The organism is Streptomyces sp. NPDC056128, assembly GCF_042263835.1.
Classification (GTDB): Bacteria; Actinomycetota; Actinomycetes; order Streptomycetales; family Streptomycetaceae; genus Streptomyces.
The window spans coordinates 145,868-159,789 of sequence record NZ_JBHJVQ010000006.1 but is presented as its reverse complement, the minus strand read 5'-3'; the positions used below and the strand labels follow the sequence as shown (position 1 = coordinate 159,789).

Genomic DNA, 13,922 nt, shown 5'->3' with positions numbered 1-13,922 from the left:
GGGGTGCTCCGCTCTCTCCGGTGCCCACGAGGTGTGGGGGCGGTTCGCGTGCGGCCGGGAGTCTCCTGGGGGCGGCCCGGCGGTGGCCGCGCGGGCACCGGGGGTGCGCGGCCGGCCGGTCTCGCGAACGGGCCCACGAGGGACGGGAGTTCGCGCGCACCGGCCGTCGCATGATGGATCGTTCGACTTGTCGTGAGCAAGTCATTGCAGCGTGAGCGAAAGACCGCTCGCCAGTCCTGCCCGCGCTCCCCCGTCATTCCGCGCCGGGACGGACGACCACCGCGACGGCCTCGATCCGGCCGCTGTGTTCGAAGCGCAGGGTGAACGGCACCAGGTCTCCGTCCCGCCAGCCCTCCTTCGCCGGGACGGTCACGTCGCTGGTGTGCGGCGACATGTCGAGGGCGGTGCCCGCGGGGACCGGCAGCGCGTCCGTGACCTGGCGGTACGCGGCTCCGGCGGGCGTCATGCGGTGCCTGCTGAGGGTGATGTCCCCGGTGACCTCGGGGGAGGTCACCTCGACCAGGCGGTCCCGCGCGCCCCCGCCGTTGCCGATCCTGAAGAACGCGGCGGTCTCGGGGATTCCCGGCGAGGGCAGGTAGAGCCGGGCGTCGGTGACCTCGATGCGGGGTGGGCTGCCTGCCTGGCCGTACACGGTCCAGACCGAGAGGGCGCCGAGCGCCAGCACGGCGGCGCAGAGCGGGGCGAGGGCGGCCGAGGCGGTGTCGGTGAGCCGACGGCGGGTGCGTGTCCAGGCGTGCGGTGTCGTCACGGTGTCCTCCGGGGGCGGGACGACGCGGGCCGGCGCGCCGCCGGTGCGGGCTGCCAGGCGCGCAGGCGCAGGCTGTTGGCGACCACGAGCACGGAGCTGACCGACATCGCGGCCGCCGCGAGCATCGGGTTGAGCAGGCCGACCATGGCCAGGGGCACGGTCACGGCGTTGTAGCCGAACGCCCACAGGAGATTGACGCGGATCGTGCGCAGGGTGCCGCGGGCGAGGCGGACCGCGTCCGCCAGGGCGCCGATGTCGCCGCGCACCAGGGTGACGTCGGCGGCGCCGATCGCCACGTCGGTGCCGGTGCCCATGGCAATGCCCAGATCGGCGCCGGCCAGCGCGGCGGCATCGTTGACGCCGTCACCGACGACGGCGACCCGGCAGCCCCGCTCCCGCAGTTCGCGGACGAGGCGGGCCTTGTCCTCGGGGGTCCGGCGGGCGTGCACCTCCTCGATGCGGAGGTCGGCGGCGACGGCCCAGGCCGGGGCCTCCCCGTCCCCGGTGGCCAGGACCGGCCGTACGCCGAGGCGTCGCAGCCGGTCCACGGCCTGGTAACTCCCCGCCCTCAGCACGTCCCCGACCTCGATCAGCGCCTCGGTGACACCGTCGACGCGGACGACCACGGGTGTGCGGGCGGCCGTCCCGGAGGCCGCCAGCGCCTCGTCCAGCGGCACGGGCAACGCGTCGTCGGGAGCGAGTACTTCGACCAGTGCGCCGTCCACCTCGCCGCGCACTCCGCGGCCCGGCAGCGCGCGGAAGCCGGTCACCTCCGGCAGTGTCTCACCGGCCGCGTGCCGCCGGGCGTGGGCGGTGACGGCGCGTCCCAGTGGATGCTCGGAGCCTTGCTCGACCGCGCCCGCCAGCCGCACCAGCGCCGCCTCGCCGAGTCCTCCCGGCACGGCCGTGACCCGGGCGACGCTCATGTGCCCGGTGGTGAGGGTGCCGGTCTTGTCGAGCACCACGGTGTCGATGTGCTGCAGGCCCTCCAACGCCCGCGGCCCGCCGACCAGGACACCGAGCTGTGCTCCGCGGCCCGTCGCCGCCATCAGCGCGGTGGGGGTGGCCAGTCCGAGGGCGCAGGGACACGCGACCACGAGCACGGCCACGCTCGCGGTGACCGCCGCCTGCGCGTCGGCTCCGGCCCCCAGCCAGAAGCCGAGGGCCGTCGCGGCCAGCGCCAGGACGACCGGTACGAAGACACCCGCGACCTTGTCGGCGAGGCGCTGCGCATGCGCCTTCCCGGCCTGGGCCTCGGTCACCAGGCGGGTGATGCGGGCCAGTTGGGTGTCGGCGCCCACCGCGGTCGCCCGCACCAGGAAGAGCCCTCCGACGTTGACGGCTCCGCCGGTCACCTCATCGCCGGGGCCGACTTCGGCCGGTTCGCTCTCGCCGGTGACCAGCGAGAGGTCGAGGGCCGAACTGCCCTCGGTGACCGTGCCGTCGGTGGCCACGCGTTCCCCGGGCCGTACGACGAAGACCTGGCCCACCCGGAGGTCCTCGATCGGCAGGAGGCGTTCGCCCGACCCGTCCCGGACGGCCACCTCCTTCGCGGCCAGCCGCGCCAGCGAACGCAGGGCCGCACCCGTGCCGCGCCGTGCCCTTGCCTCCAGATATCGGCCGGCCAGCACGAACAGGGGTACGCCGACCGCCGCTTCGAGGTAGATGTGGGCCACGCCGTCGGAGGCGCCCGGGACGAGGGTGAAGGGCATCCGCATCCCGGGGTCGCCGGCGCCGCCGAGGAAGAGCGCGTAGGAGGACCAGGCGAAGGAGGCCGCGACTCCCAGCGAGACCAGCGTGTCCATGGTGGCCGCGGAGTGCCTCAGCCCGCGGGCGGCCCTCAGGTGGAAGGGCAGGGCACCCCAGACGGCGACGGGCGCGGTGAGCACGAAGCACAGCCACTGCCAGTTCCGGAACTGGAGGGCGGGCACCATGGACAGGAGCAGGACCGGCGCCGCGAGCAGGGCCGTGACCACCAGTCGGGTGCGCTCGGTCCCGGCGTCGTCGTCCGCCCCGTACTCAGTCTCGTCGTTTCTGCCACGGCGGTGTTCCTGGGGTGGCTCGGGCAGCGCGGCCGTGTAACCGGCGCGCTCGACCGCCCCGACCAGCTGCTCCGGCAGCACGTCCGGTGGATGGTGTACGCGGGCCCGTCCGGTGGCCAGGTTCACGGTGGCCGTGACCCCTTCGAGACCGGCCAGCTTCCTCTCCACCCGTCGCACGCAGGCCGCGCACGTCATACCGCCGACGGCGATGTCGGTCACGACCTCGACGGAGACCGGTTCGGTGGCCATCAGTGTCCGTGTCCCCCGCCCATGTCCATGTCGTCCGTGCCCCCCTTGTCGCCGTCCCCGCTGTCGCTGCCCGTCGTTCCGGGACCGTGCATGCCGGGTGCGACCGGGCCGACGCTCCTGCCCACTCCGTAGGACACCGCGAACACCAGCACCAGCAGCACCAGGAACCCGCACAGCGCGGGCGGGGGCAGGTAACTGCGCCACGAGGCGGTCGGTGGACTGGATGCGGGGTGCCGGCTCTGCGCCATGTGTCCCATCTCCCGATCACGTCGTACGGCTTCCGCCTGATCGGGCCGTACCGGTAAAGGAGTCGGGACGATCCGCCTCCGGGTTCCGGACGGGACGCGTGAATATTCGTTTGCCCGCCGGACGGGGCGACGGATGCAATGACCGGCATGATCAACCGAGGAGACGTCGTCGCGTGAACACGCCATCCGAAGCAGCGCGAGCCGGCGGGTCGACCGTGCGGATCGGCGCGCTCGTTCCGCTGACCCGGCCCGGCTGGGTCGAGGCGGGCCGCCACCTGCTCGCCGGACTCGAACTGGCCGTGCACGAGGTCAACGACAGCGGCGGGATCGCGGGCAGCCCGCTGGAGCTGGTGGTCCGGGACACCGCGGCGGATCCGCGGAAGGCCGCGGCGGCCGTGGACGAGCTGGCCGGCCTCGGCGTGACCGCCCTGGTGGGTGAGTACCACAGCGTCGTCGCCCGTGCCGCCGCCTCCGCGGCCGACGCCCTCGGCGTGCCGTACCTCTGCTCGTCCGCGGTGCTCGACACGCTCACCGAAGGGCCCACGGACCGGGTGGCGCGGCTCGCGCCGGCGCAGTCCCACGGGTGGCGCATCTACGGGGACTTCCTGCTCGGCGCGGGCCACCGCCGTGTCGCCGTGGCGACCCAGCCGAGCGTGTACTGGGCATCCGGGACTCGCCTCCTGCGGGAGCATCTGGCTCCGCGCGGCGGCAGCGTCACCGAGTTCGACATGGGCGCGCTCACCCCCGCGGCCCTGTGCGACGCGCTCGCCGACCACGGCGCGACGGCCCTTCTCCTCCTGCTCGGCCACCCGGATCCGGCCGTCCCCGTCGTCAGGGCCGTGCGCCGCGACCCGCGACTGGCCGGGCTGACGATCGGTGCCCCGGCCGGGCAGCCGGAGTTCGCCGAATGGGCCGGGGCGCTGGGCGCCGACGGTGCCGGGGTTCCGTTCCTGCGCTACCTGCCCGAGCGGTTCGGCCCGCTCGGCGCACGGGTCGAGGCGGCCCTTCGCGCACGGCTGGACGAGGCGCCCTCCTTCGTCGCCTTCGAGGGCTACGACACGGTCGCCGTTCTCGCCGACGTGCTGCGCAGGGACGGTACCGATCCGGCGGACATCACCGCGTCCTGGTCCCGGGTCGACGTCGAAGGCACCCGAGGGCGGATCCGGTTCACCCGCACGCCCGGTATCGGCGTCTGGCAGTGGGCCTGGCCGCCGGTCCAGGTCGTGGACCGGGATCCGGCGCGCCCCGACCGCTTCCGCGTCCTGCACACCGGCTGAGCCCGCACGGAGCCGACCGGCCCCACGCGTGACGGCACCCCCGTGAACGAGGCGCCGTCACGCCACCGGTGGTGCCTTCAGACCTCCGGTGGTCCGGTCAGGCGACGGCGGTACCGGACGGGCGGTGCGCCTCGGGCTCGTCCGCCAGCCACTCGGCCATGGTCAGCCGGGCGCGTGACACGCGGGAGCGGACGGTACCGACCGGGCACCGGCTCGCCTCCGCGGCCTGTGCGTAGGGCAGTCCCAGCAACTGGGTCAGCACGAACGCCTGACGCCGGTCGCCCGGCAGCGCATCGACCAGTTCCATGAGGGCGATGCCCTCGTCGAAGCCCGGCAGGCCGGTCGGCTGGGCGCGTTCGACGGCGCCCTGCCAGTCGTCGGTGTCCGCCGTGCGGGGCCGGCAGGCGGCGCGGCGCAGACTGTCGGCGACCGCGCGACGGGCGATCGACAAGAGCCAGACGCGCGCCGAGGAGCGGCCCTCGAACCGGGGCAGCGCCGTGAGCGCGCGCAGGAACGTGTCCTGGGTGAGGTCGTCGGCCGCCTGCGCGTCACCGGCGAGGTACGCGACATATCGGCGTACGTCGCGCTGGAGGGCGCCGACGAAGCGGTCGACCGCCTCGCTGTCGCCGCCGGCCGCGGCGAGCGCCCAGGCGGTGACCGTCTCGTCGGTCACCGCGGGCAGGTCAGGGGTCATGTCCCTGGGTCCTTCCTCGGGATCCCGTACGACGGGGCCGAGGAGGCCCGGGGGCCGTCGGCCGCCGTACGGGTGGGGAGATCCGTCCGCGCTCAGCGCGCGCACGGGAGACCGCCGGCGCGCGGTTCGCGGCGGCGGTGATCCGGCTGTCAGACGACAGCGATCGCCCCGGGAGGCCCCCGGGTGGTGACGGAGTGGTCGAGCAGGAGGTGCTGGAGCCGTCGGCACGGCCGCGGGCGCGGGCGGAGTGCGGGCGGGGCCGACAGGGGCAGGAGCACCGCGAGGACGAGCCGCAGCGGCACGAACGTGCGGTCGGCGCAGGCCCGCAGGAGCGCGAAGGCCGCCTGCTCGCCCTGGGCCAGCCACAGGCCGCACAGGACGGCGGCCAGCAGGTGGGCGGCGAGCATGCCCCAGGAGGCGGTGCCCGTCATCCCGTGCAGGCCCGCCATTCCGTGCAGGCCCGTCATTCCGGCCGTCTCGTGCAGGCCGGATCCGGCGTGCAAGCCGTGTCCCATGGCCGTCGCCGTACCGGCCGCGTCCGGCGCGGACGGGATGTGGCCCTGCCCGATCAGACCGGCCTGTGCGGCGATGTCGTAGGCCCTCGCGGCCTGGGCCGGTGTGGGGTTCTCACCGCAGAGCAGGTAGCGGGCCCACGCCTGGACGGACTCGGCATCGTGCGTTCCCGCGCCCGAGGACGGACCGGACTGCACGAGGGTGAAGCAGGCGTGCAGACAGGTCTGTACGCCGACGGTGAGGGCGGCGACGGTACGGCCGCCGCGCTCACGGGCGGCGAGCGCCCAACCGACGACGCCGACGGCGGATGCCGCGAGCGGCAGAACCCACCAGGGCAGTCCGGTACCGGACATGAGGACGTGTCCCACGGCGGCGAGCACCACACAGACGGCCGCGAACATCGCGGCCCGCACGATGCGCAGAACCCCGCCGGCAGACATGACGCCTCATCCTGGCACCCGGCGGCCGGGACGGGGCGTCCGGGGTGACGAAGGCGGAAGGCAGCGCACGCCTCAGGTGCCCGGCGACGAAAAGGTGTGCGCCGCCTCGCCGTCCGCGAGGGGCCGCGCCTCGTAGGTGACGCGGATGACACCGTCCGCGTGCCGCTCCGTGGTCCCGCGCACGCCGAACACCTCGGCGAGGGTCTTCGGGGTCAGGACGTCCAGGACGGGTCCGGCCGCCACCACTGCTCCCTCGTGCAGGACGACCAGGTGGTCGCAGAGCCGGGCGGCGAGGTCGAGGTCGTGGAGGACGGCGAGGGTGGTGATCCCGGTGGCGCGGATCAGGTCCAGCAGGGCGAACCGGGCCCGGATGTCGAGGTGGTTGGTCAGTTCGTCCAGGACCAGCAGGCGCGGACGCTGGGCGAGCGCCCTTGCCAGCAGGACGCGTTGGCGCTCGCCACCGGAAAGGGAGGCGAAGTCCCGTTCCGCGTACGGGCGTACGCCGCAGAGGTCGACGGCGTCGGCCACGGCCTGATGGTCCTCGGCGCCGTCGCGCCCCAGCAGGCCGTGGTGCGGGGCCCGCCCCAGGGCGACGATCTCCGTGACCGTCAGGCCCGTGGTGTTGCCGGTGGTGTCCTGGAGGACGGCCGCAGTGCGGCGCGCGGCATCGCGGGCGGACAGCGACCAGACGTCGTCGCCGCCGACCCTGACGACGCCGCCCGCCGGGCGGAGCGACCGGTAGACGGCGCGCAGCAGGGTCGACTTGCCGCTGCCGTTGGGTCCGACCAGGCCGACGATGTCTCCGTCGTCGGCGTCGAGGCCGACGCCCCGCAGCACGGGGTTGTGGTCGAGGGTGATGTGGAGGTGGTCCACGGTCAGTCGCATGAGTCGGTGCGGGCCCTTTCGGTCCGGTTCAGTCCAGGCCCTTGTTGTGGCGCAGCAGCCAGAGGAAGAAGGGGGCGCCGAGCAGGGCGGTGAGGATGCCCAGGGGAATCTCGTTGGGACGGTTGAGGGTGCGGGAGAGGAGGTCTACGAGGACCAGGTAGACGGCGCCCAGCAGAGCGGTCAGGGACAGCAGGCGGCGGTGGTCGGCGCCGAGGGTGAGGCGGACCAGGTGCGGGATCATCAGGCCGACGAAGCCGATGCTGCCCGCCGCGGCGATCACCGTTCCGGTGAGCAGGGCGCACAGGACGAGCAGCACGGCCCGGAGCCGGTTGACGTCGACGCCCAGCGCGGCGGCCGACTCGTCCCCGGCCAGCAGGACGTTGAGCCGCCGGCCGAGGAGGGCCAGCGACGCCGTGGTCAGGAGCACCACGACGGTCACCGCAGGCAGCTGGTCCCACTGGGCGCCGGCGACGCTGCCGAGCATCCAGAACATGACGGTCCGCAGTTCGGTCGGGGTCGCCCGGAGCTGCACGAAGCTGGTCGCCGACAGGAAGACGTAGCCCACCGCGACGCCCGCCAGCACCAGCCGGGTCGGCGCCAGCCGTCCCCGGCGTCGGCCGAGGGCGAAGACCAGGGCGCCCGCCGCCACCGCTCCGAGGAAGGCCGCGGCCGGAACGCCGAGCCCGGCGAGGGCCGCTCCCCCGCCCAGGGTGATCACCAGGACGGCGCCGAGTGTGGCTCCGTAGGAGAAGCCCAGGACGACGGGGTCGGCGAGCGGGTTGGACACCACCGTCTGGAGCACGGCGCCGGACACGGCCAGGCCCGCGCCGACCAGGGCGGCGAGGACCACCCGGGGCGTGCGGAAGTTCCACACGATCTGGTCGAGCGCCGGGTCGGAGGGTGCGGCCCCCGCGCCGGTGGTGTGGTGGAGGACGATGCTCCAGACGTCACCGAGGGGGACGTTGACCGCGCCGACACTGACAGCCACGATCATCGTGGCGGTCAGCGCGACGGGCAGGACGACGAACGACAGGGTGACGCCAGTCCGGTTCAGAACGCGTCGGGGTGCAGCATCTCGGCGATCTTCCGGACGGCCAGGTCGTTGCTGGGGCCGAGGTACATCGAGTCGGACAGCGTCACGTACGTGTTGTTCCTGGCGGCCGACCACTGGGGGAACTCCTTGAGCAGTTTCTTGGCGTAGGCAGCCGGGTTCGGGTCGTTGTAGCCGATCACCACGAGGGCGTCGACGTCGGTGGCGGCCACCTTCTCCTTGCTCAGGTCGGCGAAGGAGGTGCTGGAGGCCGACTCGAAGGCGTTGGAGCCGCCCGCCTCGGCGAGGATGTCGTTGTAGATGCCCTTGGCGACCACGGAGCTGAAGTCGTTGCCGCCCATGGACATGTTGGAGAAGAGGACCATGACCTTCGGCTTCTTCTCCCCCGCGACCTTGGCGGAGGTCTCCGCGATGTTCTTCTCGGAGGCCGCGACGAGCTTCTCGGCCCGGTCCGTCACGCCGAAGACCTTGCCCATGTCGCGCAGCAGCCGGTAGCTGTCCTCGATGGTCATCTTCGAGGTGTCCTGGTCGCAGCCCTGCGGTGAGACGTAGGTGGCCGCGCCGACCTGTCGCAACTGGTCCCGGGTGGCGAAGCCGTTCTTCTCGTCGAAGCCGTACGCGGTGGTGGACAGCACCAGGTCCGGGCGCAGGCCGAGCATCGCCTCCCGGGGTATGTCGTGGGCGTCGTTGCGTTCGACGTCACCGGTGGGCAGCGCCGCGACGGCGGCGGCGCGGCCGTTGACCTCGGAGCCGCCGTAGGACTGCTGGTTGGCGACGATCCTGTCCTCCAGGCCGAGGGCGAGGAGGGTGGAGACCTCGGCGACCGAGGCGCCGTTCATGACGACCACCCGTTCGGGGGCCTTCTTGAAGGTCTGACCGGTCCCGCAGTTCTGGAGGGTCACCGGGTAGCCGCCCTTGGCCGCCGCTGCCTCGGTCGTGCCCTCGCCCGCGGTGTCGTCGGTGGAGGCGCCGCAGGCCGCGGTGAGCAGACAGAGGGCTGCGGCCAGGGCGGCCGCGGCCGGCCGGTTCATCGACATGGGTGCTCCTTGCGTGCGTACCCGGTCCGCGGGTGGACTGCCGGGCTGGTGGGCTCTGTTGCAGTAGTCGTGGGGCGACGGCGGTGGGTTCCCCCCGATCACGGGCTGTCGGCGGGGGTCGGGGAGCGGACTCCGTGTCGATGCTCCGGGGCCGGTGCGGGCAGCAGGCCGGCGGTCACGCAGTGGTCCAGGTACCGGAACACCAGGTCCCGGCCGACGGGCGGGCAGACGATGCCGCTGTCCGCGAGGCCGCGTCGGACGTTGTCGGCGTGCACGTGTCCGAGCCGGAGGTCGAGACCGCCCGCCCGCCCGCTCCCCTGGGCGTCGAAGAAGGCGAGGGTGGTGGCCGCGACTCCCGGCGAGACGGGGAGCCGGGCCCGCCAGTCCGCCAAGGTCAGGCGGCGCAGCGGATAGCCGTACTCCTCCACCCAGTCGTAGAGGTCGCCGAGGCGGACCCGGGGTGTGGTCGCGTAGTGGAAGACGGGCCCGGCGGCGGCCGGGGGTGCGACGAGGCAGAGGTGCACGAGGGCCCGGGCGACGAAGTCCACGGGTGTCCAGATCTCGTCCTCGAAGAGTTCGGGGACGATCCCGGCCGGGATCCCGGCCCGCAACACCCCCCACAGGAAGTCCTGTTCGTTGACGTGTCCGGTGCTCGCGGGTCCGACGACCCGGCCCAGGCGGTGCACGGTCACGGGCAGTCCGCGCTCCGCCGCCTGTTCCAGCAGCCGTTCGGAGGCCCACTTGGACTGCTGGTATCCGTAACGCAGCCCTTCGTGGGCGGCCAGGAACGCCTCCGTAACCTCGGCGCTGAGGACGGCGGGCGGTGCGACGGACAGGGTGGAGACGTAGTGCAGGGGCGTGCCGTGGGCCGCGGACATCAGCAGGAGTTGGCGGGTGGACTCGGTGTTGGCGGCGCGCAGGGTGCCGTACTCGCGCAAGATGCTGACGGTGGCCCCGTTGTGGAAGATCGCGTCGCAGGTGGCGGCCAGTCCGTCGAAGGCTTCCGGGGTGAGGCCGAGGCGGGGCAGGGCGAGGTCCGCGGGGAGCGCGGTGACGCGGCGCCGCTGTTCGGGGGTGGGTGTGATGCCGTGCCGGTCCAGGGCGGCGCGGATCCGCGCGGCGGCCTCGTCCACGTCACGTGCCCTGACCGTGCAGATCAGGTCCGCCCGGGTGGAGTCCAGCAGCTCCGCCAGCAGATGGGCGCCGACGAAACCCGTGGCGCCGGTGAGCAGGATCCGCTCCGGAACGCCGGGGCGACGGCGAGCGCCCGGGCGTACGGCGGGGTCGAGTACGGCGTCGCGCAGGAGGCCCGTCGGGAGCGCGGAAGCGGGAGCCGGTCTGGTCTCCTCGCCGAGGAAGCGGGCCAGTTCGGCGGCGGTGGGGTACTGGAAGAGCCGGCCGACCCGCACCTCGCGGCCGAGTACGGTGCCCAGTCGGTTGGCGGCCTGGATGACCTGGAGGGACTGCGCGCCGAGGTCGAACACGTCGTCGTCCGCGGTGATGGTGCCGACGCCCAGGATCCGCTGCCAGACGCCGGTGATGGTCCGCTCCAGCGGACCGGTGCCGTCGGGATCCGGCGTGCTGGACGGCGAATTCGGGTCGGCCGCCAAGACCGTTCTGTCGATCTTTCCGGAGTCCGTCCGTGGCAGCCGGTCGAGGAACCGGAGTTCGGAGGGGATCAGGGCGGCGGGAAGCCGTCGGCGGACGTGGTCGCGTATCTCGGCGGCGGAAGGGACGGGAGCCTCCCTGACCAGGTGGGCGATCAGGCGCCGGCCGCCGTCGGGGAGGGTCTGTCCCACGACTGCGGCCTCGCGGATCCGGGAGTGGGCCAGCAGGGCGTTCTCCACCTCGGCCGGATGCACCCGATGGCCACTGATCTTGAACTCGGCGTCCGCCCTGCCGAGGAACCGCAACTGCCCGTCCCCGCCGATGCGTACGAGGTCACCGGTGCGGTAGGCGCGCGGCCGGCCGGGGACCTGGGCCAGCGGACCGAAGCGGGCGTTGTCGGGGAGGCGGTCGCCGCGGTAACCCTCGGCGAGGTGGTCGCCGAGGAGATACAACTCGCCCTCGACCACTGCCGCCCGGGTGCCGGGCAGGGGACGGCCGATGGGTACGTCACCGGGGGCGAGTGTCTCGTCGTACAGGTCCGCCACGGTGGCGACCACGGTCGCCTCGGTGGGGCCGTAGGTGTTGAGCAGCGCGGCCCGGGTGCCGACGGCCTCGCGCCACCGGGTCACCCGCTCGGGCAGTGCCGCCTCGCCGCCGATGAGGACGGTCCGCACGCTCCCGGGCAGGGTGGCGCCGCCGGCCACGGCGTGGGCGACTTCGTGCCAGTAGGCGGTGGGCAGGTCCAGGACTGTCACCCGGCGGCGGGCGCAGTCCGCCAGGAAGCCCCGCACCGACTCGGTCATGTCGTCGGTACGGACGACCAGGGTGGCACCGGCGCACAGGGTGACGAAGATTTCCTCGACGCTCGTGTCGAAGTGTAGGGGGGCGAACTGGAGGACGCGGTCGTCGGGGCGTATCCCGTAGCAGTGCAGTGCTCCGGCGACGAAGTGCGCGAGCGCGCGGTGGGCGATCTCGACGCCCTTCGGACGTCCGGTGGAGCCCGAGGTGTGCAGGACGTAGGCGAGGTCGGCCGACGCCGGGGGTGGACTCTCGTACGGCTCGTCGTCCGGCCGGTCGAGTACGGGGAGTTGGAGGAGGGGGACGTGCCCGAAGGCGTCGCGGTGAGCGTCGGTCGTCAGGACGAGCGCGGGGGTGGTGTCGGCCAGGAGGCGGGCCGTGCGGTCGGCGGGGGCCGACGGGTCCAGGGGGCAGTAGGCGGCACCCGACAGCAGTACTCCGAGGACGGCGGCGACGGCTTCGGGGCCGCGGGGCAGGGCCACGGCCACCAGGTCGCCGCGGCCGACGCCCCGGGCGGACAGGCGCCGGGCGATGGTCCGTGCGGTGCCGTACAGCTGGGCGTAGGTGACGCGTTCACCGGCGTGTTCCACGGCGACTGCCGTGCCCCGGCAGGCGGCGTGGTCCGCGATGAGGCTCAATACCGGACGGGCCGGGACGGGCAGCGGGCCACCGTCCAGGACGACGGCGGGGGCGGAGGCTCCTGCGGACAGGGCATCGGGACGACCGACCGCGAGTTCGCGCAGGGGTGTGCCGGGGGCCGCGGTCGCCTCGTCGAGCAGGGCGAGCACGCCGTGCAGCAGGGTCTCCGTGTCGCTGCTCTCGTAGAGGTCGGGGTTGGCGTCCAGGGCGACGCGCAGGCCGGTGCCGTCGCCGCGGTCGTAGACGTTGAGGGCCAGATCGTCGACGGGCCCGGCGGACACGTTGTGCACGGAGCTGCGGTGGCCGGCGAACCGGAGGTCGTACTGGAACGGCATGATGTTCACGCCGGGCCCCGACAGTCGGCGTCGGCCCCCGACCAGCCGCAGATCCCGGCGCAACCGTTCGTAGCGGTAGCGCTGGTGGGGCAGCCCGGCCCGCAGTTCCCGCGACACGCGGGCCGCGAGGTCGCGCAGGCTGTCACCGGGGTCGACCGGCACCCGCAGGGGCAGGATGTTGCGGACCATGGCGGGGACGCGCAGGGACACGGATCCCAGGCGGCCCATCGCCGGCAGGCTCAGGACGATCTCCGCCGCTCCGGTGACGCGGTGCAGGTGGGCGGCGGTGACCGCGAGCACGATCTCCGACCAGGTCGACGACAGGTCCCGGGCCACCTCGCGGAGGCTCGCCGCGCGGTCCGGACCCAGGTCCGCGACGTGGCGGTGGACGGTGCGGGACGGCAGGGCCGGGCGGCCGGCGGGACTGGCCACGGGCGGCCGGTCGGCGTACCGGCCTCTCCAGTAGGCGCCGTCCTCGGTGTGGCGGGCGGACGTGCGGTAGGCGTGTTCCTCGGTGCGTACCGACTCCAGGGTGCCGAAGCCGCTCGCGGGGACGGACTCACCGGAGACGAGGACGGTGTACACCTCGGCGACGCGGCGGGCCACAAGGGAGAGTCCGAACCCGTCGAGGGCGATGTGGTGGACGCGGTGGTACCAGAGGTACTCGGCCTCGCCGGTGCGCAGCAGGGCGTGGCCGAAGATGGGGCCGCGGGCGAGGTCGACGGGGCGGGCCAGGTCCTGGTCCATCCAGGTGAGCGCGGCCGCGAGTGGGCGGGGCTCGGCGGTGAGGTCGGCGATGTGGGTCCGCCAGTCGCCGGCCGGGGTGTCGACCTGCCAGGGGCGACCCTCGCTGTCCGGCACGAAGGTGGCGTTCAGGGCCTCGGTCTCGGCCACGACGAGGTGGAGTGCCGTGTCGAAGACGGCGGTGTCCACGGGGCCGTGAACGCGCACGTACTCGGCGGTGTTGTAGGCGGGACTGCCGGTGTCGAGCTGCTGTCCGGCCCAGATGCCCTCCTGCGCGGCCAGCAGCCTGTGCCGCCGCCCGGCTCCCGTACGGCTCTCAGGTGTCGGCACGGGTGGCTCCCGTCCGGCGTCCGGCCAGCAGGTGCCACCACTCGCGGAAGGTGGTGCGTTCGGCGAGGTCGACGAAGCCGATGTCCGCTCCGGCCGCCTGCCATCGTTCGAGCAGGGTGACGATGCGCAGGGAGTCCAGGCCCGATTCCAACGGGCCGTCGTCGAGGTCGACTTCGCCGGGCGGGAGGAACAGGAACTCCGCCAGGTCGGCGCGGAAGGTGTCCAGGGTGAGGGGTTCGGGCATGGGTTCTCTCTCGGTGGCT

11 protein-coding genes are annotated in these 13,922 nt (G+C 73.7%); 1 reads left to right on the top strand and 10 read right to left on the bottom strand.

Features of this window, described 5'->3' with window-relative positions; all coding sequences use genetic code 11:
- Positions 1-253: 253 nt before the first annotated feature.
- From ACFC1X_RS15430 to ACFC1X_RS15420, 3 genes are read right to left on the bottom strand one after another with little or no spacing between them, the layout of a single operon-like run.
- Entirely contained in the window at positions 254-769 is a 516-nt protein-coding gene (locus tag ACFC1X_RS15430; protein WP_376353390.1) for a copper chaperone PCu(A)C, read from the bottom strand.
- Positions 766-3,060, bottom strand: a complete 2,295-nt coding sequence (locus ACFC1X_RS15425) for a heavy metal translocating P-type ATPase (protein ID WP_376353387.1) — start codon at positions 3,058-3,060, stop codon at positions 766-768. The genes ACFC1X_RS15430 and ACFC1X_RS15425 overlap by 4 nt, the downstream gene beginning before the upstream one ends.
- Positions 3,060-3,308 carry a hypothetical protein gene (locus tag ACFC1X_RS15420; RefSeq protein WP_376353384.1) on the bottom strand — a complete coding sequence of 83 codons (249 nt, stop codon included), beginning with the start codon at positions 3,306-3,308 and terminating at the stop codon, positions 3,060-3,062. The genes ACFC1X_RS15425 and ACFC1X_RS15420 overlap by 1 nt, the downstream gene beginning before the upstream one ends.
- A 173-nt stretch (positions 3,309-3,481) precedes the next feature.
- Between ACFC1X_RS15420 and ACFC1X_RS15415 the strand changes: the two genes are divergently transcribed.
- Entirely contained in the window at positions 3,482-4,585 is a 1,104-nt protein-coding gene (locus ACFC1X_RS15415; protein WP_376353382.1) for an ABC transporter substrate-binding protein, read from the top strand.
- 97 nt (positions 4,586-4,682) lie between these two features.
- Here the strand turns inward: ACFC1X_RS15415 and ACFC1X_RS15410 are convergent, their stop codons facing one another.
- The 7 genes from ACFC1X_RS15410 to ACFC1X_RS15380 form a co-directional block, all read right to left on the bottom strand.
- Positions 4,683-5,279, bottom strand: a complete 597-nt coding sequence (locus ACFC1X_RS15410) for a sigma-70 family RNA polymerase sigma factor (protein ID WP_376353379.1) — start codon at positions 5,277-5,279, stop codon at positions 4,683-4,685.
- 149 nt (positions 5,280-5,428) lie between these two features.
- Positions 5,429-6,232: a hypothetical protein gene (locus ACFC1X_RS15405; RefSeq protein WP_376353376.1), complete on the bottom strand. Its 804-nt coding sequence runs from the start codon at positions 6,230-6,232 to the stop codon at positions 5,429-5,431.
- Between the two features lie 72 nt (positions 6,233-6,304).
- On the bottom strand, positions 6,305-7,117 hold the full coding sequence (locus ACFC1X_RS15400; RefSeq protein ID WP_376353373.1) for an ABC transporter ATP-binding protein: 813 nt from the start codon (positions 7,115-7,117) through the stop codon (positions 6,305-6,307).
- 28 nt (positions 7,118-7,145) lie between these two features.
- Positions 7,146-8,111, bottom strand: coding sequence for a FecCD family ABC transporter permease (locus ACFC1X_RS15395; protein WP_376353371.1), 966 nt, complete (start codon positions 8,109-8,111; stop codon positions 7,146-7,148).
- A 56-nt stretch (positions 8,112-8,167) separates the two neighbouring features.
- Positions 8,168-9,205 carry an ABC transporter substrate-binding protein gene (locus ACFC1X_RS15390; protein WP_376353369.1) on the bottom strand — a complete coding sequence of 346 codons (1,038 nt, stop codon included), beginning with the start codon at positions 9,203-9,205 and terminating at the stop codon, positions 8,168-8,170.
- Positions 9,206-9,303: 98 nt separating this feature from the next.
- Positions 9,304-13,659, bottom strand: a complete 4,356-nt coding sequence (locus ACFC1X_RS15385) for an amino acid adenylation domain-containing protein (RefSeq protein WP_376353367.1) — start codon at positions 13,657-13,659, stop codon at positions 9,304-9,306.
- Positions 13,646-13,903 (bottom strand): phosphopantetheine-binding protein, encoded by a 258-nt coding sequence (locus tag ACFC1X_RS15380; protein WP_376353364.1) that lies wholly within the window; start codon positions 13,901-13,903, stop codon positions 13,646-13,648. The genes ACFC1X_RS15385 and ACFC1X_RS15380 overlap by 14 nt, the downstream gene beginning before the upstream one ends.
- Between the last annotated feature and the right edge of the window lie 19 nt (positions 13,904-13,922).

Excerpts from the sequence above, each read along its gene's own strand:
- ACFC1X_RS15425 (WP_376353387.1), bottom strand. The coding sequence starts at position 3,060 with ATGGCCACCGAACCGGTCTCCGTCGAGGTCGTGACCGACATCGCCGTC.
- ACFC1X_RS15420 (WP_376353384.1), bottom strand. The coding sequence starts at position 3,308 with ATGGCGCAGAGCCGGCACCCCGCATCCAGTCCACCGACCGCCTCGTGG.
- ACFC1X_RS15410 (WP_376353379.1), bottom strand. The coding sequence starts at position 5,279 with ATGACCCCTGACCTGCCCGCGGTGACCGACGAGACGGTCACCGCCTGG.
- ACFC1X_RS15405 (WP_376353376.1), bottom strand. The coding sequence starts at position 6,232 with ATGTCTGCCGGCGGGGTTCTGCGCATCGTGCGGGCCGCGATGTTCGCG.
- ACFC1X_RS15400 (WP_376353373.1), bottom strand. The coding sequence starts at position 7,117 with ATGCGACTGACCGTGGACCACCTCCACATCACCCTCGACCACAACCCC.
- ACFC1X_RS15395 (WP_376353371.1), bottom strand. The coding sequence starts at position 8,111 with ATGATCGTGGCTGTCAGTGTCGGCGCGGTCAACGTCCCCCTCGGTGAC.
- ACFC1X_RS15390 (WP_376353369.1), bottom strand. The coding sequence starts at position 9,205 with ATGTCGATGAACCGGCCGGCCGCGGCCGCCCTGGCCGCAGCCCTCTGT.
- ACFC1X_RS15380 (WP_376353364.1), bottom strand. The coding sequence starts at position 13,903 with ATGCCCGAACCCCTCACCCTGGACACCTTCCGCGCCGACCTGGCGGAG.